This is a genomic window from Billgrantia aerodenitrificans (assembly GCF_021404405.1).
GTDB classification, from domain to species: Bacteria; Pseudomonadota; Gammaproteobacteria; order Pseudomonadales; family Halomonadaceae; genus Halomonas; species Halomonas aerodenitrificans.
Map to the genome: position 1 here is coordinate 79,966 of NZ_JABFTV010000001.1, position 25,347 is coordinate 105,312.

Here is a 25,347-nt window from a genome sequence, read left to right on the forward strand (position 1 = left end):
GGCGGGCCGAGCTCGGAGGCACCCACCGCGAGCCATGGGCTGGTACAATGGCGGCAACCGTCTCTCCGGCGACAGGCAACGACCGTGCCCGGAGCGAGTCAACTCCCCCCCTCTTTGCGTTTTCGAACAGCGAGGATCTCTTCATGAGCGAAGCGCGTCACGAACGCCTGATCATCCTGGGCTCCGGCCCGGCCGGCTATACCGCCGCCGTCTATGCGGCACGGGCCAATCTCAAGCCGGTGTTGATCACCGGTATCCAGGCCGGCGGTCAACTGACCACCACCACCGACGTGGACAACTGGCCCGGCGACGATGCCGGGGTGCAGGGGCCCGAGCTCATGGAGCGCATGAAGCGCCATGCCGAACGCTTCGATACCGAAGTGCTGTTCGACCATATCCATGAGGTGGACCTGCGCAACCGCCCCTTCACCCTGAAGGGCGACAGTGGCAGCTACACCTGCGACGCCCTGATCGTCGCCACCGGTGCCAGCGCCCGCTACCTGGGGCTGCCCTCGGAGCAGCAGTTCATGGGCCAGGGGGTGTCGGCCTGTGCTACCTGCGACGGCTTCTTCTATCGCAACAAGGAGGTCGTGGTGGTGGGCGGCGGCAATACCGCCGTGGAAGAGGCGCTCTATCTCTCCAACATCGCGTCGAAGGTGACCCTGGTACACCGCCGCGACAGCCTGCGCGCCGAGAAGATCCTGCAGGACAAGCTGCGCGAGAAGGCCGAGAGCGGCAACGTGGTGCTCGAGTGGAACCACGTGCTGGAAGAGGTGCTGGGCGACGCCAGCGGCGTGACCGGCGTGCGTATCCGTTCCACCCTCGACGACAGCGTGAAGGAGATCGAAGCGCCTGGCGTGTTCATCGCCATCGGCCACAGCCCCAACACCGGCATCTTCGAGGGGCAACTGGAGATGCATGACGGCTACATCAAGGTGAAGTCCGGCCTCGAGGGCAATGCCACCGCCACCAGCATTCCTGGCGTGTTCGCCGCCGGCGACGTGATGGATCACGTCTACCGCCAGGCGGTGACCTCTGCCGGCACCGGCTGCATGGCGGCGCTGGATGCGGAGCGCTACCTGGACGATCTGTAAACAAACCTGGAAGCTGCTTGGCTATAAGCCCGCGGCTTCCTGGCGACAGGCCCGTTCGGGGGCGCTGTGAACCCATCCCTGGGCGCTACCGATGCCATCCATGGCATCGGACCCCCTCTCAGGCCTGCCCCCAGCGCCGCTTGTGTTGGTGGCGTCAATCTCTGGCCAGGCGGGTCAATAGTGCGGTGGCACCTCATCCTGCGGTGACGGTGCCGCCATCTCCGCTTCCTGCAATGCCTGCTGCTGATCGCGCAGCTTCTCCTGCATCAGCGCATTGATGCGCTCCAGCTGAGCCAGGCGCCGCTCCTGGCCGGCGACGGCCTGATCCAGCGTGTCGAGCCAGTGCTCCTGGTAGGCGATACGGCTTTCCAGCGCCTCCAGGCGTGCAGCGAGCGCATTCTCGGGGCTCATGCTAGAATCGTCGCGCTGCGTGTCGCTGTTCATCGTGACACCTTCATCGGTCGACGAGGCCTCGGGTCGTGTCGTCATAGATATCTCGTTTCAACATTCCACATAACAAGTGAGCAATACGGATCCATGAATCGCAAGGTTATCTTTCGCTGTACGTTGATCAGCCTATTATTGGCACTGCCGGCTCCACTGCTGATCGTTCTCTTTCTCTCGCTGTTCGGCGGCGAGCTGGCGGCTCAGCTGTTCCCCATTCTGGAGGGCGGCGGCGTGGCGCCGGGCTATCTTGCCGTGGCTGCCGCCGCCTTCGTGCTGCTGCTGATCGCCACTCTCACCCTTCACGCCTTCAGCCCCCGGCTTGCGGTACTCGCCGAGGTGGAAAACGACGACCGCGAAATCGGCGAAGTGAAGTGGTTCAACGTCAACAAGGGTTACGGCTTCATCAAGCGCGAGACGGGTGAAGACGTGTTCGTCCATTTTCGCGCCATTCGCGGTCGTGGCCACCGTACCCTGGCCGAGGGCCAGAAGGTGCGCTACCACGTGATCGAAAATGATCGGGGGCTGCAGGCCGACGACGTCACGGTAATAACTTGAACGAAGCGCCTGTGCTCGACCAGGCGTTGTTGGAGTGTGGAAAGAGAGCACTTCCGCCTAGCCTGGTCATCGCTCGCCAGCTTTCGCCAGCTGGTCAGGCTCAAGAACATCGCCCCGCTTTCGCGGGGCGATGTCGTTTCGGGTCACTGGCCGGAGTCGGGCCAGTCGATGGCGCCTTCGTTGCCGTCGGGGAGCACCTGCCAGAAGCGGTCGGGGTCGTCGCCGGGCTGCCAGCCGCCCAGCGAGCAGCGCACTTCGCAGCCGAGCCGGGCGGCGGCGTCGCGGGCGCAGTCGCAGTCCCGCGGCCAGGGCGTACGGTCGCTGTCGAACCACAGGCTGGCAAAGCCGTCGGCGGCTTTCTCCACCAGCAGTACCGGCACGACCTGCCCGTCGTAGTGGCCCCGGGTCTGCCACTTGTTGCGCCCGGCCGCACGCAGCGGGGCTGCGTCCAGCGCTTCGCCCAACCAGGCGTCGATGGCCTCGAGCGGCGCCTGGCGCAGGTAGACCTCGATGTCCGGATAGTGCAGTTGGCTGTCGTGCGAGTCGGGCATGGTGAACTCTTCCTTGGCGTATTCAGGGCTGGGCGGAGCCGTTGACGAAGAGCTTACCCAGAATCGCTTCGTAGATCCGGCTCAGGTCGTCCAGATCGGCGGCACGCACGCGTTCGTTGGTCTGGTGAATGGTGGCGTTACGCGGCCCCAGCTCCACCACCTGGCTGCCCAGGGTGGCGATGAAGCGTCCGTCCGAGGTGCCGCCGCTGGTGGAGAGCTTGGGACGCCGGCCGAGTACGGCTTCGACACCGTGCAGGGCGGCATCCACCAGTTCGCCTTCGGCGGTCAGGAACGGCTCGCCGTTGAGGGTCCAGTCAAGCTGATACTCGAGGCCGTGGGCGTCGAGGATGGCCTGGGTGCGCTCGCGCAGCTGCTCGTGGGTCACCTCGGTGGAGAAACGGAAGTTGAACACCACCTCCACGTCGCCGGGGATCACGTTGGTGGCCCCGGTGCCGGCGCGGATGTTGGAGATCTGAAAGCTGGTAGCGGGGAAGAAGTCGTTGCCCGAGTCCCAGTGTTCACGCACCAGGGCATCGAGCGCAGGCATGGCCTGGTGGATGGGATTGCGCGCCAGGTGCGGGTAGGCCACGTGGCCCTGGATGCCCCTGATGTGCAGCACGCCGCCCAGTGAGCCGCGGCGGCCGTTCTTGATCACGTCGCCCAGCACGTCGGTGGAGGAGGGCTCGCCGACAACGCAGTAGTCGAGGCGTTCGTTGCGCTCGCGCAGATGCTCGACCACGGCCCGGGTGCCGTCCACCGCCGGACCCTCCTCGTCGGAGGTGATCAGAAAGGCGATACGACCATGGTGGTCGGGGTGGGCGCTGACGAAGCGCTCCACCGCGGTGATCATGGCCGCCAGGCTGCCCTTCATGTCGGCGGAGCCGCGGCCTCGCAGCATGCCGTCGTCATCGATGCAGGGCTCGAAGGGCGGGTACTCCCAGTAGGTGTGCGGCCCGCTCGGTACCACGTCGGTATGGCCGGCGAAGGCCAGCACGGGACCGTGGTGGCCGTGGGTCGCCCAGAAGTTTTCCACGTCGCCGAAGGGCAAACGTTCGACGTGAAAGCCGAGCCGCTCCAGGCGCTCGATCATCAGCGCCTGGCAGCCCAGGTCATCGGGAGTGACCGAGGGCCGGCGGATCAGCTCCATGGCGAGCTGCAGGGTGGGGGAGAGCCCCTGTGGCTCAGTCGTTGGCATGCAGGGCCTCGTTGAGCGCGATGGCGCTCTTGTTGGTCAGGCACTCGATGCGGCCGTTCTGCGAGTTGCGGCGCAGCAGCAGGTCGCTCTGACCGGCCAGCTCGCGGGCCGCCACGGTCTTGACCTCCTGACCCTGGTCGTCGAGCAGGGTGACCTTGGCCCCGGCGGTGATGTATAGCCCGGCTTCCACGGTGCAGCGGTCGCCCAGGGGGATACCGATACCGGCATTGGCACCGATCAGGCAGCCTTCGCCGACCTTGATCACGATGTTGCCGCCGCCGGAGAGGGTGCCCATGGTGGAGCAGCCGCCGCCCAGGTCGGAGCCCTTGCCCACCAGCACGCCGGCGGAGATACGGCCCTCGATCATGCCGGGGCCTTCGGTGCCGGCATTGAAGTTGACGAAGCCCTCGTGCATCACGGTGGTGCCTTCGCCGAGATAGGCGCCCAGGCGTACCCGGGCGGTGTCGGCGATGCGCACCCCGCTGGGCACCACGTAGTCGGTCATCTTGGGGAACTTGTCGACGCAATCCACCGACAGCGCGCGGCCTTCGAGGCGCGCCTTGAGGCGCCGGGCGGGCAGCTCCTCGATGTCGATCGGGCCTTCGTTGGTCCAGGCCACGTTACGCAGCAGGCCGAACATGCCGGTGAGGTCGAGTCCGTGGGGCTTGACCAGACGGTGCGACAGCAGGTGCAGCTTGAGGTACACCTCGGGCACGCTCTGCGGCGGCACGTCGCTATCGATGAAGGTGGCAACCAGCGGACGCTGGCTTCCCGCCAGTGCCTCGGCCAGTTCGGCCTGGGCCACGTGGCCTGCGGCCTTGAGCGCCTCGGCGATGTCGCTGCAGTGTTCCGGCAGGAAGCTGACGGCGCCGTTGCCGTTGGGGATGTCGAGCACCTTGCCGACGGCTTCCACCAGGCTGGCATCCGGTTTGAACAGCGGAGCCGGATAATAGATCTCCAGCCAGTCGCCCTGGGTGTTCTGGGTGCCGATTCCGAAGGCAAAACTCAACATGGGGTGTCCTCGTTTCTTGATGGTAAGTCTTTATGGTAAGGGGGTCAGCCTTTGAGGTCGTCGTAGTCGCCGTCGCGATAGCCGACGCGAATCTCGTCGCCGGTATCGAGCAGCGGTCGCTTGAGCAGGGTGGGGTTGGCCATGATCAAGGTGCGGGCCTTGTTGGCGTCGAGATCCTGCTTGTCCTCTTCGGGGAGATTGCGCCAGGTGGTGCTGCGCCGGTTGAGCGCCTCCATCACCGGCACGCGCGCGAGAATGTGTTCGAGCAGGGCGGCGGAGAGGCCGTCCTCGCGCAGGTCGTGGACCTGATACGGCAGGCCCTTCTCGTCCAGCGTCTTGCGTGCCTTGCGGCAGGTGTCGCAGTTCTTGATCACGAACAGGGTTGCCATCATGCCCTCCTTTCGATGAAACGGCGAATCCGGCCGGCGGCTTCGGCGGTGGGCTCGAGTTCGGCCACCAGCGCTAGACGTATGCGTCCGGCACCGGGATTGGTGCCGTCGGCGCCCTGGCGCCCCATGCCGTCGCCGGCAGCGGGGCGACCCATCCCGTCGCCGGTAGCGGGGCGACCCATCCCGTCGCCGGTAGCGGGGCGACCCATATAGGAACCGGGCAGCACGCTGACGTGCTCGGCGGCGAACAGTTCGCGGGTGAAGGCTTCGTCGTCGCCGCCCGGTACCGCCGGCCATAGGTAGAAACTGGCTTCGGGCGCGGGAAATTCAAGCACCGGGGCGAGAATTTCGGTCACCGCGGCGAACTTCGCGCGGTAGGCATCGCGGTTGGCACGTACGTGGGTCTCGTCGTTCCAGGCGGTGATGGAGGCGTACTGCAGCGGCAGCGACATGGCGCAGCCGTGGTAGGTGCGGTAGCGCTTGAACGGGGCGATCAGATCGGCGTCGCCGGCGACGAAGCCCGAGCGCAGCCCGGGCAGGTTGGAGCGCTTGGAGAGCGAATGGAACACCAGGCAGCGACGGTAGTCGTGGCGACCCATCGCTGCGCAGGCCTCCAGCAGCCCCGGTGGCGGCGCGCTCTCGTCGAGATAGAGCTCGGAGTAGCACTCGTCGGAGGCGATGATGAAGTCATGCTCGTCGGCCAAGGCGATCAGCTTCTCGAACTCCGCCTGCGGCGTCACCGCGCCGGTGGGGTTGCCCGGCGAGCAGAGGAAGAGGATCTGCACCTCACGCCACACCTCGGCCGACACGGCGTCGAAGTCGGGGCGAAAGCCGCTCTCGGCCCGGCAGTCCAGATAGAGCGGCTGGCCGCCGGCGAGCAGGGTGGCGCCCTCGTAGATCTGATAGAAGGGATTGGGCACCGCCACCCGTGCCGGGCGGCTGCGGTCCAGCGCGGCTTGGACGAAGGCGAAGATCGCCTCGCGGGTGCCGTTGACCGGCAGCACCTGGTGCTCGGGGTCGAGCCCGTCGAGACGAAAGCGACGACGGGCCCAGTCGGCAATGGCGCCACGCAGCTCGGGGATACCGGCGGTGGCCGGATAGCGGGCGAAATCGAGCTGGTGCGCATGCAGCGTGGCCAGTGCCTCGGCGAAGGGCGCATGCTGCGGTTCGCCGATGGTCAGTGGGATGTGCGCGAGCTGCGCAGGCGGTGTCACACCGGCCTTGAGCGTGGCGAGCTTCTCGAAGGGATAGGGCTTGAGGGCGTCGAGATCGGGGTTCATCGGTGTCCAGGCGCCGGTAAGCGGCGTCGTTGTCGTGGCTGCGGGCAGACCGACGATTATAGGGAAGCCCCTGACTTGCCTCAAACCAATCGCGCCCGGCTTAAAGCAATCGCGCTCGGCGCGGACCAATAGCGCTCCTGGCGCTAAGCGCGGCGGGTCTCAGCCCGCCACGTCCAGCACTTCGATCAGCCTCGCGCGCAGGCGCTGCTGGCGCTCGGGGTCGGTCAGCGGTGCGCCCGACTTGTCGGTGATGAAGAAGACGTCCTCCACCCGCTCGCCCAGGGTGGCGATCTTGGCCGCCGAGAGCGAGATGTCCTGCTCCATGAAGATGCGCCCGACCCGGGCCAGCAGGCCGGGGCGGTCGGGAGCGGTCAGCTCCAGCAGGGTACGCTCGTTGGCCGGGTCCTGCTCGATCAGCACCTCGGTGGGCACCTTGAAGTGGCGAAGCTGGCGCGGCGTATGGCGGGTGACGATCTGCGGGTAGTCGTCGGGGTCGTCGAGTTCCTCGACCAGGTGCGCGCGGATCTCCTCGATGCGGGCCGGATCGCGAATGGCTCGCCCGAGATCGTCGAGCACGATGAAGGTGTTGAGCGTCCAGTCGTTGCTCGAGGTGGCGATGCGGGCGTCGTGGATCGACAGTCCGAGCTGCTCCATGGCGGCGGCGGTGGCGGCGAACAGGTCATCCACCGAACGGGTGTGGATGAACACCTTGGTGCCGCCGTCGGACATGTCGTCGGCGGGGGCGCTGATCAGGATCAGCGGCAGCTCGGAGCCGCCATGGGCGAGAATGCCCATGGTCTGCCACACGATCTCGCTGGGGGCGTACTGCAGGAAATACTCCTCGCCGAGCAGCTCCCAAAGACGCTCGACCTGCTCCAGGTCGGCGCCCACGGCCGCCAGCAGCGAGCGCGCCTCGTTGCGCGTCTCGGCGACCCACTCCTCGCGGTCGAGGGGATTGTCCAGACCGCGGCGCAGGGCGCGCTTGGTCTCGGCGTGGAGCTGGCGCAGCAGCGAGGCCCGCCAGCCGTTCCACAGCGTCGGGTTGGTGGCGTTGATGTCGGCCACCGTCAGCACGTAGAGGTAGTCCAGGCGGGTCTCGTCGCCGACGTGGGCGGCAAACTCGCGGATCACGTCGGGGTCGGTGATGTCGCGCTTCTGGGCCACCATCGACATCACCAGATGGTTCTCCACCAGCCAGCTCACCAGCCGCGTGTCGCGGCTCGACAGGCCGTGACGCTCAGCGAAGCGCTCCACGTCGTGGGCGCCTAGAATCGAGTGGTCGCCGCCGCGGCCCTTGCCGATGTCGTGATAGAGCCCGGCGATCCACAGCAGCTCCAGCTTGGGCAGCTGGTGCACCAGTTCCGCCACCACCGGGAACTCCTCGCGGGCCTCGGGCTTGCGAAACTGGTGAATGAACTTGAGCAGGCGCAGGGTGTGGGCATCCACCGTATAGATGTGAAACAGGTCGTGCTGCATCAGCCCTACCGCTTGACCGAACTCCGGCAGGTACTTGCCGAGCACGCCGTAGCGATTCATGCGCCTGAGCTGACGCGCCACGTTGCCGCTCGAGCACAGCAGCGACATGAACAGGTGCTGGTGCTGGGCGTCGTCGCGGTAGAGGTCGTCGATGAGATGACGGTTGTCGCGAATCAAGCGGATGGTGTCGGCGCGTACGCCCTCGATCTCGGGATGCTCCGCCATCAGCAGGAACAGCTCCAGCAGCGCGTAGGGGTGCTCGCGGAAGACCGAGCGGTGACGCGCCTTGATATAGCTCCCTTCGATCACGAAGCGCTCGTTGAGGCCGGTGATCTCGAGCTTTTCGCCGCCGCGCAGGATGGCCTCGTCGAAGTGCTGCAGCAGCATGTCGTTGAGCCCCGCCAGCGCCGTCACGTGGCGGTAGTAGCGCTTCATGAACTGTTCGACGGCCAGGCGCTCGGGAGTATCGCGGAAGCCGAACAGCTCGGCGATGGTGCGCTGGTGGTCGAACAGCAGGCGATCCTCGGCGCGCCCGGTGAGCATGTGCAGGGCATAGCGCACCTGCCACAGGAAGGCCCGGCCCTGGCTCAGGATGTGCAGCTCGGCGTCGTTCATGAAGCCGTTCGCCACCAGGTCGCCGTAACGCTGGCTGCCGAAGTGGCGCTTGGCCACCCAGCCGATCATCTGGATGTCGCGCAACCCGCCCGGTGAACTCTTGATGTTGGGCTCGAGGTGGTACTCGGAGTTGTTGAAGCGGTGATGGCGGCTGATCTGCTCCTGCCACTTGGCTTCGAAGAAGCGGTCGGCGGGCCAGATGCGCTCGGGCGCGATGCGCGCCTTCATCGCCTCGCGCAGCGACTCGGGGCCGGCCAGGGTGCGCGACTCCATCAGGTTGGTGATGACGGTGATGTCGGCACTGGCCTCACGTTCGCAGTCGGCCAGCGAGCGCACGCTGTGGCCGATCTCCAGGCCGATGTCCCACAGCAGGGTGATGAAGGCAGTCAGCGGCTCGCGATAGGGCGAGTCGTCGTCGTCCGCCAGCAACAGCATCAGGTCGATGTCGGAGCGGGGGTGGAGTTCGCCGCGCCCGTAGCCGCCCACGGCGAGCAGCGCCACGCCGTCGTCGGGCCACTCCTGCAGCGACCACGCCACGCCGAGCAGCTGGTCGAGGCACCAGGCCCGGCCGTGCACCAGGTCGCGAATGTCGGCGCCGGCACGGAAGCGCTCGTCCAGGCGCTGCTGAATGTCGCGCAGCGCCGCCTTGAACGGCGCTATCGGCGAGCGAGTGCCGGCGAGTTCGCTGCGGAAGGTGGCAGCATCGAACAGCGTCTCATCGGGAACGAAACGGTAGTGGTGCAGCAGCATGTTGGCTCGACTCAGTGGTCGAGGAAGGAGAAATCTTCCTCGTGGCGCGCCGTGAGCACCTCGACGCCGGTTTCGGTGACCAGCAGGGTGTGCTCCCACTGTGCGGACAGACTCTTGTCCCGGGTCACCGCGGTCCAGCCGTCGCGCAGCACCTTGGTCTGGTGCCCGCCGACGTTGATCATCGGCTCGATGGTGAAGCACATGCCGGCGGCCAGGGTGGCGTCGGCCTCGGGCGCGTAGCCGTCATAATGCAGCACCTGGGGGTCTTCGTGGAAGGTGGCGCCTATGCCGTGGCCACAGAAGTCGCGCACCACCGAGTAGCCGTTGACCTCGGCATGGCCCTGAATGGCGCGAGCCAGTTCGGAGAGGCGCGCGCCCGGCCGCACCAGGGCGATGCTCTTGTACAGGCACTCCTGGGTCACCCGGCACAGCCGCTCGCCCTGGATGTTCTCGCCGACGATGAACATCACGCTGGTGTCGCCGTGGTAGCCGTCGGCGGTCTTCACGGTGACATCGACGTTCATGATGTCGCCCTTCTTCAGCTTCTTGTCCGGATCGGGAATGCCGTGGCAGACCACGTGATTGAGCGAGGTGCAGATCGACTTGGGAAAGCCGTGATAGTTGAGCGGTGCCGGAGTGGAGCCCAGTTCGCCTACGATGTAGTCGTGGCACAGGCGATCCAGCTCGCCGGTGGTCACGCCGGCCTGGACGTGGGGGGCGATCATCTCCAGCACGCTGGCGGCCTGGCGACCGGCCTCGCGCATCTTCTCGATCTCGTCGGGCGTCTTGATGGCTATGTTCATGGAGTCTCGTATCGGAGGAATGGCAGTGCCGGCAGCATGGGATAAGGCGGCGGGCGACTTCATCTCGTGGATGAACTATGGTATAAAGCCGCGCGCTTTCCTGCAATCGTCAGGGTCCAGGCCAAACGGCCGGCCGGCGAGGCAGCGACGGCGTCGGCGGCGAGTCGCCCAAGCGCCTGGCGCAGCACGACTCGAGCCGTTAACTCAACAGCCTTGAAAACACACACGTACCGGCACATGGTCCCGGGTGCTGCCGCGGTTCTTCCCGGCGGTCGGATCCATGGGGTGCGTGGAGGCCTAACCCGATTTTCAGGAGTCATCCATGGCACACGTCAACATGCGTGACCTGCTCAAGGCAGGCGCACACTTCGGTCACCAGACCCGTTACTGGAACCCGAAGATGGGCAAGTTCATCTTCGGCGCTCGTAACAAGATCCACATCATCAACCTCGAGCACACCCTGCCGGCCCTCAACGAGGTGATCGACGTGGTCGAGAAGATGGCCGCTTCCAACAACAAGATCCTGTTCGTCGGCACCAAGCGCAGCGCGAGCAAGATCATCAAGGAAGAAGCCAATCGCGTCGGCATGCCGTTCGTCAACCACCGCTGGCTCGGTGGCATGCTGACCAACTACAAGACCATCCGTCAGTCGATCAAGCGTCTGCGCGACCTCGAGACCATGCGCGAGGACGGCACCTTCGACAAGCTGACCAAGAAAGAAGTCCTGATGGCGACTCGCGAGCAGGACAAGCTCGAGCGCTCCATCGGCGGCATCAAGGAGATGGGCGGTCTGCCCGACGCGCTGTTCGTCATCGACGTGGACCACGAGCGCATCGCCATCAACGAGGCGAACAAGCTCGGCATCCCGGTCATCGGCGTGGTGGACACCAACTCCGATCCGGACGGCGTCGACTACGTGATTCCCGGCAACGATGACTCCATTCGCGCCATCCAGATCTACGTCAAGGCGATTGCCGACGCCTGTGCGCGTGCGAAAGAAGGTCGTCCCGACGAGTTCGTCGAGGTCACCGAGGGTGAAAGCGGCGACGCTACTGCCGCCGCCGAGTAACGGCGCGTTGCTCGAGCCGGCAGTGCCGGCTCGGCAGGGCGGTCGCCCAGTGCGTCCGCCCGCTACCGTTCCGCCACGGCGGAGCGAGTGTTCACCGGGCCTTCGGGCCCGGCGCCCTTATTCCCAGGTCGAACCTGGATCAACCCGGGTTCCACTTACCAAGAGGTGAATTACCATGGCAGCGATCAGCGCTTCCCAGGTCAAGGAGCTGCGCGAGCGTACCGGGCTCGGCATGATGGAGTGCAAGAAAGCACTCACCGAAGCGGGTGGTGACATCGAACTCGCCATCGAGAACCTGCGCAAGAGCTCCGGCCTGAAGGCCGCCAAGAAGGCCGGCCGTACCGCCGCCGAAGGCACCGTGGTGACCCGTGTCGCCGCAGACGGCAGCTACGGCGTGGTGGTCGAGATCAACTCCGAGACCGACTTCGTCGCACGCGACGACAACTTCAAGGCCTTCGCCGACAAGGTCGCCGACGCCTTCTTCGCCGCCAAGAGCGAGGACGTGGCTGCCGTGATGGCCGGCGAGCTCGAGAGCGCTCGCGAGCAGTTGGTGCAGAAGATCGGCGAGAACATCGGTGTGCGTCGCTGCGCCGTCGTCGAGGCGCCGGCAGGCGCGCTGGTGGGCGAATACGTCCACGGCGGCCGCATCGGCGTGCTCACCGTGCTCAAGGGCGGTAACAGCGAAGTGGCCAAGGACGTTGCCATGCATGTGGCCGCGATCAACCCGGCCGTGGCGCTTCCCGAGGACATGCCTCAGGAGCAGCTCGACAAGGAGAAGGCGATCATCCTGGCTCAGCCCGACATGGCCGGCAAGCCCGAGCAGATCGCCGAGAAGATGGTCGAAGGCCGCCTGAAGAAGTACCTGGCCGAGAACAGCCTGACCGAGCAGCCCTTCGTCAAGGATCCGAACCAGTCCGTGGCCGAGTTCGTCAAGGCCGCCGGCGGTGAGGTGCTTGGCTTCACCCGCTTCGAAGTGGGCGAGGGCATCGAGAAGGAAGAGGTCGACTTCGCCAAGGAAGTCATGGAACAGGCTGGCCGTCGCTAAGGTCAGAGGTTCCAGCTCGAGAACGGCGTGCGCGAGAGCGCACGCCTTCTCGTATCCGGCTCCCGCGCCGGACGTAGTAGAGTAGCTTCATCCCCTTGACGCCAGGAGAGTTGCCATGCCCCCGACCGATCACGTCGACAGCCTCGCCAAGCCCCGTACCGACAAGTCGAAGTACAAGCGCATCCTGCTCAAGCTCTCCGGCGAAGCGCTGATGGGCGAGCACGATTTCGGCATCGATCCGCAGGTGCTCGACCGCATGGCGCTGGAGATCGGTCAACTGGTGGGTATCGGTGTACAGGTCGGTATCGTCATCGGCGGCGGCAATCTGTTCCGCGGCGCGGCGCTCAACGCAGCGGGCATGGATCGGGTCACCGGCGACCACATGGGTATGCTGGCCACGGTGATGAACGCCCTGGCCATGCGCGACGCGCTGGAGCGCTCCAACATCCGCTCACGGGTGATGTCGGCCATTCCCATGAGCGGCGTGGTCGAGCACTACGACCGCCGCACGGCGATTCGCTACCTCACCTCCGGCGACGTGGTATTGTTCTCCGCCGGTACCGGCAATCCTTTCTTCACCACGGACTCGGCCGCCTGTCTGCGCGGCATCGAGATCGACGCCAATGTGGTGGTCAAGGCCACCAAGGTGGATGGGGTCTACGACAAGGATCCGGTCAAGCACGCCGATGCAGTCAAGTACGATCATCTGAGCTACGATGATGCGCTCGACCAGAAGCTCGGCATCATGGATTTGACCGCTATCTGCCTGGTGCGGGACCATGACATGCCGGTTCGCGTCTTCAACATGAACAAGCCGGGCGCCCTGCTGAATCTGGTGGTGGGCGGCAAGGAAGGCACGCTGATAGACAGAGGTTGACACCGTGATCAATGACATCCAGAAAGATGCAGAAAGTCGCATGAAGAAGAGCCTCGAGGCCCTTCATGCCAACTTCAACAAGATTCGTACCGGGCGTGCTCACTCCAGCATCCTCGACTCAGTCACCGTGGACTACTACGGCAGCCAGGTGCCGCTCAACCAGGTCGCTTCGGTGAACATCGAAGATGCCCGCACCCTCTCCGTGGTGCCCTGGGAGCAGAACATGGTGCCCAAGATCGAGAAGGCGATCATGACCTCCGACCTGGGCCTCAACCCGTCGAGCGCCGGCAACGTGATTCGTGTGCCGATGCCGATGCTCACCGAAGAGACCCGCAAGGGCTACATCAAACAGGCCCGCTCCGAGGCCGAGAACGCCCGCGTGGCGGTGCGCAACGTACGCCGCGATGCCAACAGCGATCTCAAGGCCCTGCTCAAGGAGAAAGAGATCTCCGAGGACGAGCAGCACCGTGCCGAAGACGTGATCCAGAAGCTGACCGACAAGTACATCGGCGAGATCGACAAGCAGCTCGAAGTGAAGGAACACGACCTGATGCAGGTCTGAGCAGCGCCGGGTGGCCCTGCCTGGCCACCCGGATCTCCCACCGCCATTGCGAGACATCATGACGTCAGCGCAGACCTCTGCATCGAAGATGCCACCGAAGCCCCCCGGCGACGGCCTGCCGCGCCATGTGGCGGTCATCATGGACGGCAACAACCGCTGGGCGCGTGCGCGAGGGCTCTCCGGTATCCGTGGCCATCATGCCGGCGTCGAGGCCGTGCGGGCGGTGATCCGGCGCGCCGCCGAGCGCGGCATCGAGACCCTGACGCTGTTCGCCTTCTCCAGCGAGAACTGGCGTCGCCCCGAGGCTGAAGTGAGCGCTCTTATGGAGCTGTTTCTCCTCGCGCTCAAGCGTGAAGTGAAGAAGCTCCACAAGAACGGCATCCGGCTCTCGGTGATTGGCGACCGCTCCGCCTTCTCCAGCTCGATCCAGAAGCACATCGACAGGGCCGAGGCGCTGACCCGCGACAACCAGCGCATGCATCTGGTGATCGCGGCCAACTATGGCGGTCGCTGGGACATTGCCATGGCGGCGCGCCGTCTGGCCGAGCGTGCTGCGGCCGGGGAGCTGGATCCGGCTGCGGTCGATGAGTACGCCGTGCAGGGCGAGCTTTGCCTGGCCGATGAGGCGCCGGTGGATCTGTGCATCCGCACCAGCGGCGAACAGCGCATCTCCAACTTTCTGCTGTGGCAGATGGCCTATGCCGAGCTCTATTTCACGCCGCTGCTGTGGCCCGATTTCGATGGCGATGCCTTCGACCTGGCAGTGGACGACTTCCGCCGACGGCAGCGCCGCTTCGGTATGACCGACGAACAGATCGAGGCTGAAGGTGCTTAGACAGCGAGTCATTACGGCGGCATGGTTGGCGCCGCTGATGCTGGCCGGACTGTTCGGCCTTACGGGCGGTGCCTTTGCCCTCTTCACCGGCGGCATCGTGCTGCTGGCCGCCTGGGAATGGACCAATCTGGCCGGGGTGAGCGAGACGACCCGGCGGCTGGCCCTGGTGGCGGGCATGGCGCTGCTGATGCTCGTGCTGTGGGCAGCAGGCGCTGCGCTGTCGGTCGGGCTCCTGTGGCTGGCCGTGGCTGGCTGGCTGGTCAATCTCTATTGGATCGTTCAGTACCCTGCGCGAAGTGAGCAGTGGCAGTCCATGGCCATGCGCCTGAGCATGGGGCTGTGGGTGCTGCTGCCGACCTGGGTCGGCTTCAACGTGCTGCGCGATACCGGCGGCATCTGGTTGCTCTACGTGCTGCTGCTGGTATGGGGGGCCGATATCGGCGCCTATTTCAGCGGTCGCGCCTGGGGCAGGCGCAAGCTGGCGCCGGCGGTCAGTCCGGGCAAGTCCTGGGAAGGCGTGGCCGGCGGGCTGGTGGTGACGCTGATGCTGGCGCTGGTATTTGCCACCTGGCAGGGGTTGGGTGCGGCGGCTGGCTTGGGGCTGGTCGTGGTCACGGCGATCGTGACGCTGGTCTCGGTGATGGGCGATCTTTTCGAGAGCATGCTCAAGCGCTTCCGCGGTATCAAGGACTCCAGCAACCTGCTGCCGGGCCACGGCGGCGTACTCGACCGCATCGACAGCCTGACCGCCGCGGTGCCGCTGTTCGCGCTGCTCTCGCTCGGGGTCCTGTAGCGTGGATCGCCGTGAGATGAGCGACTCTCGCCGGCAACAGGGCGTGACGGTGCTGGGCGCGACCGGTTCCATCGGCACCAGCACGCTGGACGTGATCGCACGCCACCCCGAACGTTACCGGGTGCATGCGCTGACTGCCCACCGCTCCCGCGAGGCGCTGCTGACCCAGTGTTTGCGCCATCGACCCAGCCTGGCCGTGCTCGACGAGGAGCACGATGCCGCCTGGCTGCGTGAGCGCCTCCTGCAGGCGGGTCTGGCCACCGAGGTGCGGGCCGGGCAGCAGGCGCTCATCGAGGTGGCAAGCGACACCGAGGTGGACGTGGTGATGGCGGCCATCGTCGGCGCCGCGGGGCTGCTGCCGACGCTTGCCGCGGTGCGCGCCGGCAAGCGGGTGCTGCTGGCCAACAAGGAAGCCCTGGTGATGTCCGGGGCGCTGTTCATGGACGCCGTGTCGCGCCATGGTGCCACGCTGCTGCCGATCGATTCCGAACATAATGCCATCTACCAGTGTCTACCACCCGAGCACCGTGGCGGTCTGGCTCGTCACGGCGTCACCCAGTTGCTGCTGACCGCCTCTGGCGGGCCGTTTCGCGGCTGGTCGCGGGAGCGCCTGGCGGCGGTGACGCCGGAGCAGGCCTGCGCCCACCCCAACTGGTCGATGGGGCGCAAGATCTCGGTGGACAGCGCCACTCTGATGAACAAGGGGCTGGAGCTGATCGAGGCGTGCTGGCTGTTCGATGCCCGGCCGGAGCAGGTGCAGGTGGTGGTGCATCCGCAGAGCGTAATCCACTCCATGGCCGCCTACAGCGACGGCTCGGTACTGGCGCAGTTGGGCAATCCGGATATGCGTACGCCGATCGCCTACGGCCTGGCCTGGCCGGAGCGTATCGAAGCCGGCGTCGAGGCGCTGGATCTGTTCCAGATCGCCCGGCTCGATTTCGAAGCGCCCGACGAGACGGCTTTCCCCTGTCTGCGGCTGGCGCGCGAGGCGATGCGGGAGGGCGGTACGGCACCGGCGATCCTCAACGGTGCCAACGAAGTGGCCGTCGACGCCTTCCTGGCGGGGCGCTTGAGCTTTCCGGGAATCGGTGAGCTGGTGGGCGAGGTTCTCACGGCACTGCCGGCAGAGAGCGGCGATGACCTGGAAACCGTGCTCGGCGCCGACGCCCGGGCGCGGCAGGCGGCGCACACTTGGCTGGAGCGGGGCTGAATCGGGGTTGAAGAGAGGCTGAGCCGCTTTTCGCCGACGTAGTAGTCATTTCAAGGAGGCTGTATTGGGCCTGATCCAGAACGTGCTGGCCGTCATCGTGGTGCTGGGGCTGTTGATCACCTTCCACGAGTTCGGCCATTACTGGGTGGCGCGCCGCTGTGGTGTCAGGGTGCTGCGCTTCTCGGTGGGCTTTGGCAAGGCGCTCTGGTCCCGTACCGACCGTCACGGGACCGAGTTCGTCGTGGCGGCGATTCCCCTTGGCGGCTACGTCAAGATGCTCGACGAGCGCGAGGCGCCGGTACCCGACGATCAGCTCCACGAAACGTTCAACCGCAAGACGGTATGGCAGCGTATCGCCATCGTCGCGGCCGGGCCGCTGGCCAACTTCCTGCTTGCCATCGTCGCCTACTGGGCGCTGTTCGTCGCCGGCACCACCACGGTGGCACCGGTGGTGGGCGAGGTGGCGCCCGATTCCCCGGCGGCTCGCAGCGGTCTGCAGAGCGGCCAGGAGATCGTCTCGGTGCAGGGCAACGGCGTGCGCTCCTGGGACGAGATCAACCTGCGCCTGATCGCCCACATCGGTGCCAGCGGTGAGCTGACCATCGATGCACGTGACGACGCTGGCTCGAGCGCGCAGGAGTACCGCCTGCCAGTGGAGAACTACCTGGTGCGCCAGGATCCGCCCCAGCCGCTGGCCACGCTGGGCATCACGCCCTGGCAGCCGCGTATTCCCGCGGTGCTGGGCCAGGTGCTGGATGGTCAGGCCGCCGCCGAGGCGGGGCTGCAGCCGGGCGACGAACTCTTGTCCGTCAATGGGGCGCCCATCGCGGAGTGGATGGATTTCGTCAGCGTGGTGCGGGCCAACCCCGGCGAAACGCTGGAGCTCGAGGTGCAGCGCGACGGCGAGCCTGTAACGTTGACGCTCATTCCGGGCAGCCGCGAACTCGAGACGGGCGGTACCATCGGCTACGTGGGCGCCGGGGTGGAGCCGGTGGAGTGGCCCGAGGAGTTCCGGCGCGAGATCCGCTACGGCCCCGTGGCTGCGCTGGGGCAGGCAGTGAACCGCACCGGCGAGATGACGGTGCTGACGCTGGATGCGATCCGCAAGATGCTGGTGGGGCTGATCTCGCCGACCAATCTTTCCGGACCCATCACCATCGCCCAGATGGCGGGGGATACGGCCCGTACGGGGCTGGAGACCTTCGTCAGCTTCCTGGCCTATCTCTCCATCAGCCTGGCGGTGCTCAATCTGCTGCCGATACCGGTGCTCGATGGTGGCCACCTGCTTTATTATTTCGTCGAAGCCGTCCGCGGCCGGCCGGTATCGGAGCGGGCTCAGGCGCTGGGATTGCGAATCGGATTGGCAATGGTCGGCACTTTGATGCTGATGGCGCTCTATTTCGATCTGATGCGTCTCTGGTAGCGTGCGCCTCCAACGGGAGGCACAGGGAGGTGGAGCTGCGCTCCGCCTTGTCAGTCACCCGCACATATGTATATGGTGCCTGTCTGTACAGGCAGGCGGATCAACGCGAGCGAAGCGACTGCATGAATATCAAGACCCTTGGACTGGCGGCTCTGCTGCTGGCCGGTTCCGGTACGGTGCTGGCCGAATCCTTCGAAGTAACCGACATTCGCGTGGAGGGGCTGCAGCGGGTATCCGCCGCCTCCGTCTTCAACGCCTTCCCCATCAGCGCACGAGACCGAGTGGATGATCGCGAGCTGGCCGAGGCGGCGCGCAGCCTGTTCGCCACCGGTCTGTTCGACGACATTCAGCTTGCTCGCGACGGTGACGTGCTGGTCATCCAGGTCGTCGAGCGACCGACCATCTCGCGGCTGAACATCAGCGGCAACCGTCGGCTCTCCGAGGAGGACCTGCGCCGCGGTCTGCGCGAGGGCGGGCTGGCGGAAGGCCAGGTGCTTCAGCTCTCGACTCTCGAGGACATTCAGCGCGAGCTGGAGGGCGTCTACCAGGCCCAGGGGCGCTACAGCGCCCGGATCGAGACCAACGTGCGCGAGATCGACGAAGGCCGCGTCCAGGTCGATATCGAGATCAACGAAGGTGCCGTGGCCAAGATTCGCCAGATCAACATCGTCGGCAATCGTCAGTTCAGTGACGACGAGCTGCGTGACGTGTTCGAGCTCAACGACCGCCCCGGGCGCTTCTTCGGCTGGTTCTCCCGCGACGAGTACTCCCGCGAGGCGCTGGCCGGCGACCTGGAGCGTCTGCGCTCTTTCTACCTGGACCGCGGCTACGTCAATTTCGACATCACCTCGACCCAGGTCTCGATCAGCCCGGACAAGTCGCAGATCTTCGTCACCGTCAACGTCGACGAGGGCAGCCAGTATCGCCTGGGCGACGTGCGCTTCGTCGGCGATCTGCAGATCGGCGAGCGTGAGGCGCGCAACCTGCTGCAGGTGGAGAGCGGAGAGATCTTCTCGCGCAGCAACGTCACCGCTTCCACTGAGGCGCTGCGCTCGCGCCTGGGTGCCGAAGGCTTCGCCTTCGCCCGGGTCGACGGCATACCCGAGCCGCGCGCCGACGGTTCCACCGTCGACCTGACCGTGCGTGTCGACCCGGGTCGTCGTGCTTACGTGCGGCGAATCAACTTCATCGGCAACACCACCACCCAGGACGAGGTGCTGCGTCGTGAGATGATCCAGATGGAGGGGGCGCCGGCCTCCACCGACTCGATCAGCCAGTCGCGCCGTCGCCTGGAGCGTCTGGGCTTCTTCCGTCAGGTCGAGGTGGAAACCCAGCCTGTGGCTGGCGAGCCGGACAAGCTCGACGTCACCTACACGGTGGAGGAGCAGCCCTCCGGCTCGATCTCGGCGAGCATCGGCTTCTCGCAGAGCGCCGGGGTGATCTACGGCGCCTCGCTGGCCCAGAACAACTTCCTGGGTACCGGTAACCGGGTCAACATCGGCGCCCAGCGCAGCGACACCTTCACCAGTGTCAACTTCGGTTTCACCGACCCGTACTGGACTCTGGACGGCATCTCGCGCGGCTACAACGTCTTCTATCGCGAGACCGATTTCGAAGACTCGGATATCTCGACCTACTCCACCGACGCCTACGGCGCGGGGATCAACTTCGGCTATCCGGTCAGTGAGCTGTCGCGCCTCAACTTCGGCGCCAGCATCGAAGACCTGACGGTCAAGACCTATCGCGACACGGCGTCGGAAATCGTGCGCTACGTCGAGGACCAGGGCGACAACGCCCAGAGCCTCAAGCTCACCGCCAGTTGGACGCGCAACAACCTCAACCGCGGCATCATGCCCACCTCGGGCAACTATCAGCGCCTGTCGCTGGAGACCGCCGCGCCGGGCAGTGACGCCGACTACTACAAGCTGCGCGCCCGCGCCCAGCAGCTCTTCGCTCTCAACGAGGAGGAGACCTGGGCGCTCAAGTTCGGCACCACCCTGGGCTACGCCGACAGCATCGGCAGCGATCCCTATCCGTTCTACGAGAACTTCTTCGCCGGCGGTCTTGGCTCGGTGCGCGGCTTCACCGCCAACACCCTGGGCGAGCGCACCACCCCGCGCGAGGCCGGGCGCGACCGCACCCTGGGCGGCAACGTACTGATCGAAGGCAGCGCCGAACTGCTCTTCCCGCTGCCGTTCGTCGAGGATCAGCGCTCGCTGCAGACCGGCTTCTTCCTCGATGCCGGCAACACCTTCCTGACCAGTTGCTATGACATCATGGAAGGCGACGGGCCGTCGAACTGCTCCTCCGGCGTCGATCTGAGCGAGCTGCGCTACAGCATCGGTGTGGGGCTCTCCTGGCTGACGCCCGTGGGCCCGCTGACTTTCAGCATCGCCGAGCCGCTCAACGACAAGAGCGGCGACAATACCCAGTTCTTCCAATTCTCGCTGGGACAGACCTTCTGATCCGGCTCCTCAAGGAGTAATTTGAATGCGCAAGTTGACGCTCTTTTTGTGCATGGGTCTGTTCGCCGCGCTGTCTGCGCCGGCCTATTCGACCGAGGTGGCCGTTCTCGACTGGCGCGGGGCGCTGCTCTCTTCCAATGCCGCCCAGCGCTCGATGGAGCAACTGGAGAGCCGGCTTGCCGGCCAGCAGCAGGAGGCGCAGTCGCTGGGGCAGGAGCTGTCCCAGCTGCAGCGGCGCCTGCAGCAGGAGGGCGACAGCCTGCCCGATGATCAGCGTCGCTCGCTGATCCAGGAGTTCCAGCAGAAGGGCAGTCGCTTCGAACAGCTGCGTCAGCAGATCATGGAAGAGCAGATGCGCGCCGAGCAGAATTTCCTGCAGGAAGCCGAGCCCAAGCTGGAGCGGGCCGTGGAGCAGGTGATCTCGCGGCACAATGTGCAGGTGCTGGTGGAGCCCCAGGGCGTATTGCACTCCGAGCGGGACCTGCCCAACCTGACGGGTGAAGTGATCGAAATACTCAACTCGCTCAATTGATCCACTCGGCAGCGCGCTGCCGAAACGTTGTCGATACGGGTTTCCATGACGCACCCTGCTACTCCGCAATACACACTGACCGAGCTCGCCGAGCGGCTCGGTGCCCAACTGATCGGCGACGGCAGTCGCCGCATCAGGGGGTTGGCGACCCTCAAGGAAGCCGGCCCCGATCAGGTGGCTTTCGTCGCCAATCGCTCCTACATCAAGGACCTCGCCAACTGTCGAGCCGGGGCGGTGCTGCTCCACCCCGAGCATGGTGCCGCCTGCCCGGTGGCTCGCCTGGAGCTGGCGAATCCCTATCTCGGCTATGCCCACCTGTCCCAGCTGTTCGACCCGATCCTGGCCGCTCCCGTGGGCGGTATCCATCCCACGGCGGTAGTGGCGGAGGACGTGGTGCTCGGGGCGCGGGTCGAGATCGGCCCCAACGCCGTGGTCGAAGCCGGGGTGGAGCTCGGCGACGAGGTGGTGGTAGGGGCCGGCAGCTTCATCGGGGCGGGTTCATGCATCGGTGACCAGTCGCGGCTGCACGCCAACGTCACCGTCTGTCATGGCGTGATCATCGGCAAGCGTGCCCTTCTGCACAGCGGCTGCGTGATCGGTGGCGACGGCTTCGGCTTCGCCCACGACGGCGGGCGCTGGCACAAGATCGCTCAGCTGGGCGGGGTGGTGCTGGGCGACGACGTCGAGGTGGGCAGCTGCTCCAGCATCGACCGGGGCGCGTTGGACGACACCGTGATCGGCAACGACGTCAAGATCGACAGTCAGGTGCAGATCGCCCACAACGTGCGTATCGGCGACCACTCCGCCCTGGCCGGCTGCGTGGGCATCGCCGGCTCCACACGGGTCGGCAAGAACTGCATGCTGGGCGGTGGTGTGGGGCTCTCCGGGCACCTGACGATCTGCGACGGCGTGCAGGTCACCGGCATGAGTCTGGTGACCAACTCGATCCACGAGCCGGGGGTCTACTCGTCGGGTACCGGTGCCATGTCCAACGCCCAGTGGCGCAAGAATGCGGTACGTTTCAAGCAGCTCGACGACATGGCAAGGCGTTTGGCGCGTCTCGAGAAGCGCGATCAGCAGGGTTGAGGCAGGATCGGGCGGCGTTATAATTCCTCGCCTGCCGTTTGCAGGCTTTCGGGAAGCCGGGCGCGACGCTTGCTGGACGTTCGCCAAGGCTTCCCTACTTCATTTCAGAGGTCGCTACGATGGTAATGGACATCAACGAGATTCGTGATTATCTGCCGCACCGTTACCCTTTTCTGCTGGTCGATCGGGTGACGGAGCTGAGCCTTGGCGAATCCATCGTGGGCTACAAGAACGTCAGCATCAACGAGCCGTTCTTCAACGGTCATTTTCCTCACCATCCGATCATGCCCGGTGTGCTGGTGCTCGAGGCGCTTGCCCAGGTATGCGGTATTCTCGGGTTCAAGACCGTCAACAAGCTGCCTGCTGACGGTTACGTCTATTATCTAGTGGGTAGCGACAACGTGCGTTTCAAGCGGCCGGTGATGCCGGGCGATCGCCTGAAGCTGGAAGCTAAGGTCGAACGTGAAAAGCGCGGCATCTGGAAGTTCGCCTGTCGTGCTACCGTAGAGGGTGAATTGGCCTGCGAGGCCGACATCATCTGTGCCGAGAGGAAGGTTTCTTGATACATAGCACCGCCATCGTCGATCCTGGGGCTCGTCTTGCCGAGGACGTGGAAGTCGGTCCCTTCAGCGTGATCGGACCGGATGTCGAGATCGGTCCCGGCAGTCGTATCGGCCCGCATGTGGTGGTCAAGGGGCCGACCGTGCTTGGAGCCCGGACCCGGATCTTCCAGTTCGCTTCCGTAGGCGAGGATTGCCAGGACAAGAAGTACGCCGGTGAGCCGACCCGGCTGGTGATGGGCGACGACAACGTCATCCGTGAGGGCGTGACCCTGCACCGTGGCACCGCTCAGGATCGCGGCGAGACCACCATCGGCTCGCGCAACCTGTTCATGGCCTACGTGCATGTCGGGCACGACTGCGTCATCGGCAACGACTGCGTGCTGGCCAACCAGGCCACGCTTGCCGGGCATGTGACCCTGGGCAACTTCGTCATTCTCGGTGGGCTTTCGGCCATTCATCAGTTCTGCCATTTCGGCGACTACGCCATGGCGGGAGGCGGTTCGATCATCACCAAGGACACGCCGGCCTTCCTGATGATCAATGGCAGTCCGGCCAGGCCTCATGGGCTCAATCTGGTCGGCCTCAAGCGCCGGGGCTTCTCGACCGAGGCGATCAAGGCACTGGGCGAGTGCTACAAGCTGGTCTATCGTCAGGGCCTGACCGTGGCCCAGGCGCTGGAGGAGATCCGCAACCGCTACGCCCTGCCCGAAACCGAGGCCTTTGCCGCTTCCATCGAGGTCTCGACGCGCGGCATCGTTCGCTGAGCGGACGTCGAAACGGGTCCGATATGAGCCAGTTAGCGCGTGTCTACATCGTCGCCGGCGAGATGTCCGGCGACCTGCTCGGTGCCAGCCTGATGCGGGCGCTCAAGGCGCGTCACCCCGGTGTCGAGTTCCGCGGTATCGGCGGGCCGGGGATGATCGCCGAGGGCATCGACAGCCGTTTTCCTCTCGAGACGCTCTCGGTCATGGGGTTGGTCGAGGTGCTCAAGCATCTGCCGGAGCTGATTCGGGTGCGCCGTGCGCTGCGCGCCGATGCCCTGGCCTGGCAGCCGGACGTGATGATCGGTATCGATGCGCCCGACTTCAACCTCGGCCTCGAGCGTCAGCTGCGCGAGGCGGGGCTCACCACCGTGCACTACGTCAGTCCCACGGTGTGGGCCTGGCGTCAGGGGCGGGTCAAGGGCATCGTCCGCTCGGTGGATGCCATGCTCACCTTCCTGCCCTTCGAAGCCGCCTTCTACGAGAAGCATGATCTACCGGTGGCCTTCGTCGGCCATCCGCTGGCCGACGAGCTGCCGCTGGCCAACGACCGTGGTGCCGCACGAGAGGAAATCGGCTTGCCGCCCGACGGGCCGGTGCTGGCCGTGCTGCCGGGGTCCCGGGCCAACGAGATCCGCTTTCTCGGCGAGACGTTTCTCGACGCCGCTGAGCGGCTGTGTCGCGAACGCCCCGACTTGCGCGTCGTGATACCGGCGGCCACCCCGCTGCGCCGCGCCGAGCTCGAAGCGCTGCTCGAACACCGGCCCTTGTTGAGCGAGCGAGCCGTGTTGCTCGACGGACGTGCGCGACAGGCCATGGTGGCCAGCGATGCCGTGCTGCTCGCTTCGGGTACGGCGGCGCTTGAGGGCATGCTGTGTCACCGCGCGATGCTGGTGGGCTATCGCATGGCGCCGCTGACCCACTGGCTGGCCAAGCGCCTGGTCAAGACGCCGTGGATCTCGCTGCCCAATTTGATCGCTCAGGAGACCTTGATCCCCGAGCTGATCCAGGATGCACTCACGGCCGAGGCAATCGTCGCGCGCATCGGTCCGCTGCTCGATGACGGCGAGACGCGTGCCGCCCTCGAAGCGCGGTTCGCCGCCATGCATGCCGGGCTGCAGCGCAACGCCAGCGCTCGTGCGGTCGAGGCCATCGAGGCCGTGGTGGCGGGGCGGCCGCTGCCCGAGTCGGTGGCAAGCGATACCATGACAGCCGATCCCGAGGTAGAGGCCAGGAGAAGCGAGACATGAGCGAGTCTGCCTTTCCCCAACTGGTCATCGACTACCAGGGCCACTTGCTGGCCGGCGTCGACGAAGTGGGCCGCGGACCGCTGATCGGCGCGGTGGTGGCCGCGGCGGTGATTCTCGACCCGCTGCGCCCCATCGCCGGCCTGACCGATTCCAAGAAACTCACGCCGCAGCGTCGCGTGGAGCTGGACGCGGAGATCCGCGACAAGGCACTGGCCTTCGCCGTGGCCGAGGCGTGCCATGCCGAGGTCGACGAGCTGAACATCTACCATGCCACCCACCTGGCCATGCGCAGGGCGATCGATGCGCTGCCGTTGGTGCCGGAGTACCTGCTGGTGGACGGCAACCGACTGCCTGGGCATCATGTGCCCGGTCAGGCGATAGTCAAGGGCGACGCCCGGCATCCGGCCATCGCTGCGGCCTCGATCCTTGCCAAGGTGGCCCGCGACGCCCAGATGGTGGCGCTCGACGCGCTCTTCCCCGAGTACGGCTTCGCCCGCCACAAGGGCTATGCCACGCCCGAGCACCTGGACGCGCTGGAGCGCCTCGGGCCTTTGCCCGAGCATCGCCGTTCCTTCGCTCCGCTGAAAGGACAACTCGAGCTGCTTTAGTCCATGAGTCGCTCCCAATACAGCGAGGGCGCCGGGGATAGGTCGTAGCGGGGGTCTTTTGCCATGGATGGCAAAAGTAGCTTACAAGGATGTATTCACAG

At 65.7% G+C, this 25,347-nt stretch carries 25 protein-coding genes; 17 read left to right on the forward strand and 8 right to left on the reverse strand.

Annotated features, from left to right (window positions below; translation table 11 throughout):
• The first annotated feature begins 143 nt into the window (after positions 1–143).
• Positions 144–1,094: a thioredoxin-disulfide reductase gene (trxB, locus tag HOP59_RS00420; RefSeq protein ID WP_010630170.1), complete on the forward strand. Its 951-nt coding sequence runs from the start codon at positions 144–146 to the stop codon at positions 1,092–1,094.
• A 174-nt stretch (positions 1,095–1,268) separates the two neighbouring features.
• On the opposite strand, the gene HOP59_RS00425 is transcribed toward trxB, so the two are convergent.
• Positions 1,269–1,583, reverse strand: a complete 315-nt coding sequence (locus HOP59_RS00425) for a SlyX family protein (RefSeq protein WP_010630169.1) — start codon at positions 1,581–1,583, stop codon at positions 1,269–1,271.
• A gap of 48 nt (positions 1,584–1,631) precedes the next feature.
• Here HOP59_RS00425 and HOP59_RS23545 point away from each other — a divergent pair, with 48 nt between their 5' ends.
• Positions 1,632–2,096: a cold-shock protein gene (locus tag HOP59_RS23545; protein WP_026038334.1), complete on the forward strand. Its 465-nt coding sequence runs from the start codon at positions 1,632–1,634 to the stop codon at positions 2,094–2,096.
• Positions 2,097–2,239: 143 nt separating this feature from the next.
• On the opposite strand, the gene HOP59_RS00435 is transcribed toward HOP59_RS23545, so the two are convergent.
• The 7 genes from HOP59_RS00435 to map form a co-directional block, all read right to left on the reverse strand.
• Positions 2,240–2,647: a hypothetical protein gene (locus HOP59_RS00435; RefSeq protein WP_010630167.1), complete on the reverse strand. Its 408-nt coding sequence runs from the start codon at positions 2,645–2,647 to the stop codon at positions 2,240–2,242.
• 22 nt (positions 2,648–2,669) lie between these two features.
• On the reverse strand, positions 2,670–3,842 hold the full coding sequence (dapE, locus tag HOP59_RS00440) for a succinyl-diaminopimelate desuccinylase (protein ID WP_026038333.1): 1,173 nt from the start codon (positions 3,840–3,842) through the stop codon (positions 2,670–2,672).
• A complete protein-coding gene (gene dapD, locus HOP59_RS00445; RefSeq protein WP_234252399.1) occupies positions 3,829–4,854 on the reverse strand; it encodes a 2,3,4,5-tetrahydropyridine-2,6-dicarboxylate N-succinyltransferase in 1,026 nt (341 codons plus the stop codon). The genes dapE and dapD overlap by 14 nt, the downstream gene beginning before the upstream one ends.
• 44 nt (positions 4,855–4,898) lie before the next feature.
• Positions 4,899–5,243: a Spx/MgsR family RNA polymerase-binding regulatory protein gene (locus tag HOP59_RS00450; protein ID WP_234252400.1), complete on the reverse strand. Its 345-nt coding sequence runs from the start codon at positions 5,241–5,243 to the stop codon at positions 4,899–4,901.
• Positions 5,243–6,523 (reverse strand): succinyldiaminopimelate transaminase, encoded by a 1,281-nt coding sequence (dapC, locus tag HOP59_RS00455; RefSeq protein WP_234252401.1) that lies wholly within the window; start codon positions 6,521–6,523, stop codon positions 5,243–5,245. Before dapC ends, HOP59_RS00450 begins: the two co-directional genes overlap by 1 nt.
• Before the next feature lie 159 nt (positions 6,524–6,682).
• A complete protein-coding gene (locus HOP59_RS00460; RefSeq protein WP_234252403.1) occupies positions 6,683–9,364 on the reverse strand; it encodes a [protein-PII] uridylyltransferase in 2,682 nt (893 codons plus the stop codon).
• Positions 9,365–9,375: 11 nt separating this feature from the next.
• Positions 9,376–10,167: a type I methionyl aminopeptidase gene (gene map / locus HOP59_RS00465; RefSeq protein ID WP_234252405.1), complete on the reverse strand. Its 792-nt coding sequence runs from the start codon at positions 10,165–10,167 to the stop codon at positions 9,376–9,378.
• Positions 10,168–10,489: 322 nt separating this feature from the next.
• Here map and rpsB point away from each other — a divergent pair, with 322 nt between their 5' ends.
• The 15 genes from rpsB to rnhB all read left to right on the forward strand — a co-directional run bounded on the left by rpsB (position 10,490) and on the right by rnhB (position 25,246).
• Complete coding sequence (gene rpsB / locus HOP59_RS00470) at positions 10,490–11,236, forward strand: 30S ribosomal protein S2 (RefSeq protein WP_010630160.1); 747 nt, start codon at positions 10,490–10,492, stop codon at positions 11,234–11,236.
• Between the two features lie 175 nt (positions 11,237–11,411).
• On the forward strand, positions 11,412–12,281 hold the full coding sequence (gene tsf, locus HOP59_RS00475; protein WP_010630159.1) for a translation elongation factor Ts: 870 nt from the start codon (positions 11,412–11,414) through the stop codon (positions 12,279–12,281).
• Between the two features lie 115 nt (positions 12,282–12,396).
• Positions 12,397–13,158 (forward strand): UMP kinase, encoded by a 762-nt coding sequence (gene pyrH / locus HOP59_RS00480; protein WP_010630158.1) that lies wholly within the window; start codon positions 12,397–12,399, stop codon positions 13,156–13,158.
• 4 nt (positions 13,159–13,162) lie between these two features.
• The gene (frr, locus tag HOP59_RS00485; protein ID WP_010630157.1) at positions 13,163–13,720 is read left to right on the forward strand and encodes a ribosome recycling factor; all 558 of its coding nucleotides are present in this window, start codon (positions 13,163–13,165) and stop codon (positions 13,718–13,720) included.
• 58 nt (positions 13,721–13,778) lie between these two features.
• Entirely contained in the window at positions 13,779–14,555 is a 777-nt protein-coding gene (uppS, locus tag HOP59_RS00490; protein ID WP_026038332.1) for a polyprenyl diphosphate synthase, read from the forward strand.
• Entirely contained in the window at positions 14,548–15,348 is an 801-nt protein-coding gene (locus HOP59_RS00495; RefSeq protein WP_234252407.1) for a phosphatidate cytidylyltransferase, read from the forward strand. The genes uppS and HOP59_RS00495 overlap by 8 nt, the downstream gene beginning before the upstream one ends.
• Before the next feature lie 16 nt (positions 15,349–15,364).
• Positions 15,365–16,558, forward strand: coding sequence for a 1-deoxy-D-xylulose-5-phosphate reductoisomerase (gene ispC, locus HOP59_RS00500; protein ID WP_234252409.1), 1,194 nt, complete (start codon positions 15,365–15,367; stop codon positions 16,556–16,558).
• Between the two features lie 64 nt (positions 16,559–16,622).
• Complete coding sequence (gene rseP / locus HOP59_RS00505) at positions 16,623–17,981, forward strand: sigma E protease regulator RseP (RefSeq protein WP_234252410.1); 1,359 nt, start codon at positions 16,623–16,625, stop codon at positions 17,979–17,981.
• Between the two features lie 122 nt (positions 17,982–18,103).
• A complete protein-coding gene (gene bamA, locus HOP59_RS00510) occupies positions 18,104–20,446 on the forward strand; it encodes an outer membrane protein assembly factor BamA (protein ID WP_010630151.1) in 2,343 nt (780 codons plus the stop codon).
• A 25-nt stretch (positions 20,447–20,471) separates the two neighbouring features.
• On the forward strand, positions 20,472–20,978 hold the full coding sequence (locus HOP59_RS00515) for an OmpH/Skp family outer membrane protein (protein WP_010630150.1): 507 nt from the start codon (positions 20,472–20,474) through the stop codon (positions 20,976–20,978).
• Between the two features lie 45 nt (positions 20,979–21,023).
• On the forward strand, positions 21,024–22,064 hold the full coding sequence (gene lpxD, locus HOP59_RS00520) for a UDP-3-O-(3-hydroxymyristoyl)glucosamine N-acyltransferase (RefSeq protein WP_234252412.1): 1,041 nt from the start codon (positions 21,024–21,026) through the stop codon (positions 22,062–22,064).
• Between the two features lie 119 nt (positions 22,065–22,183).
• Positions 22,184–22,627 (forward strand): 3-hydroxyacyl-ACP dehydratase FabZ, encoded by a 444-nt coding sequence (gene fabZ, locus HOP59_RS00525; RefSeq protein WP_035592045.1) that lies wholly within the window; start codon positions 22,184–22,186, stop codon positions 22,625–22,627.
• Complete coding sequence (gene lpxA, locus HOP59_RS00530) at positions 22,624–23,391, forward strand: acyl-ACP--UDP-N-acetylglucosamine O-acyltransferase (protein ID WP_010630147.1); 768 nt, start codon at positions 22,624–22,626, stop codon at positions 23,389–23,391. The genes fabZ and lpxA overlap by 4 nt, the downstream gene beginning before the upstream one ends.
• A 23-nt stretch (positions 23,392–23,414) precedes the next feature.
• A complete protein-coding gene (lpxB, locus tag HOP59_RS00535) occupies positions 23,415–24,638 on the forward strand; it encodes a lipid-A-disaccharide synthase (RefSeq protein WP_010630146.1) in 1,224 nt (407 codons plus the stop codon).
• Entirely contained in the window at positions 24,635–25,246 is a 612-nt protein-coding gene (gene rnhB / locus HOP59_RS00540) for a ribonuclease HII (RefSeq protein ID WP_010630145.1), read from the forward strand. Before lpxB ends, rnhB begins: the two co-directional genes overlap by 4 nt.
• Positions 25,247–25,347 lie beyond the last annotated feature (101 nt).

Excerpts from the sequence above, each read along its gene's own strand:
- lpxD (WP_234252412.1), top strand. The coding sequence starts at position 21,024 with ATGACGCACCCTGCTACTCCGCAATACACACTGACCGAGCTCGCCGAG.
- ispC (WP_234252409.1), top strand. The coding sequence starts at position 15,365 with ATGAGCGACTCTCGCCGGCAACAGGGCGTGACGGTGCTGGGCGCGACC.
- trxB (WP_010630170.1), top strand. The coding sequence starts at position 144 with ATGAGCGAAGCGCGTCACGAACGCCTGATCATCCTGGGCTCCGGCCCG.
- dapE (WP_026038333.1), bottom strand. The coding sequence starts at position 3,842 with ATGCCAACGACTGAGCCACAGGGGCTCTCCCCCACCCTGCAGCTCGCC.
- tsf (WP_010630159.1), top strand. The coding sequence starts at position 11,412 with ATGGCAGCGATCAGCGCTTCCCAGGTCAAGGAGCTGCGCGAGCGTACC.
- dapD (WP_234252399.1), bottom strand. The coding sequence starts at position 4,854 with ATGTTGAGTTTTGCCTTCGGAATCGGCACCCAGAACACCCAGGGCGAC.
- HOP59_RS00435 (WP_010630167.1), bottom strand. The coding sequence starts at position 2,647 with ATGCCCGACTCGCACGACAGCCAACTGCACTATCCGGACATCGAGGTC.
- rpsB (WP_010630160.1), top strand. The coding sequence starts at position 10,490 with ATGGCACACGTCAACATGCGTGACCTGCTCAAGGCAGGCGCACACTTC.
- HOP59_RS00515 (WP_010630150.1), top strand. The coding sequence starts at position 20,472 with ATGCGCAAGTTGACGCTCTTTTTGTGCATGGGTCTGTTCGCCGCGCTG.
- map (WP_234252405.1), bottom strand. The coding sequence starts at position 10,167 with ATGAACATAGCCATCAAGACGCCCGACGAGATCGAGAAGATGCGCGAG.
- pyrH (WP_010630158.1), top strand. The coding sequence starts at position 12,397 with ATGCCCCCGACCGATCACGTCGACAGCCTCGCCAAGCCCCGTACCGAC.
- lpxB (WP_010630146.1), top strand. The coding sequence starts at position 23,415 with ATGAGCCAGTTAGCGCGTGTCTACATCGTCGCCGGCGAGATGTCCGGC.
- uppS (WP_026038332.1), top strand. The coding sequence starts at position 13,779 with ATGACGTCAGCGCAGACCTCTGCATCGAAGATGCCACCGAAGCCCCCC.
- HOP59_RS23545 (WP_026038334.1), top strand. The coding sequence starts at position 1,632 with ATGAATCGCAAGGTTATCTTTCGCTGTACGTTGATCAGCCTATTATTG.
- bamA (WP_010630151.1), top strand. The coding sequence starts at position 18,104 with ATGAATATCAAGACCCTTGGACTGGCGGCTCTGCTGCTGGCCGGTTCC.
- rnhB (WP_010630145.1), top strand. The coding sequence starts at position 24,635 with ATGAGCGAGTCTGCCTTTCCCCAACTGGTCATCGACTACCAGGGCCAC.
- HOP59_RS00450 (WP_234252400.1), bottom strand. The coding sequence starts at position 5,243 with ATGGCAACCCTGTTCGTGATCAAGAACTGCGACACCTGCCGCAAGGCA.
- HOP59_RS00425 (WP_010630169.1), bottom strand. The coding sequence starts at position 1,583 with ATGACGACACGACCCGAGGCCTCGTCGACCGATGAAGGTGTCACGATG.
- HOP59_RS00460 (WP_234252403.1), bottom strand. The coding sequence starts at position 9,364 with ATGCTGCTGCACCACTACCGTTTCGTTCCCGATGAGACGCTGTTCGAT.
- fabZ (WP_035592045.1), top strand. The coding sequence starts at position 22,184 with ATGGTAATGGACATCAACGAGATTCGTGATTATCTGCCGCACCGTTAC.
- dapC (WP_234252401.1), bottom strand. The coding sequence starts at position 6,523 with ATGAACCCCGATCTCGACGCCCTCAAGCCCTATCCCTTCGAGAAGCTC.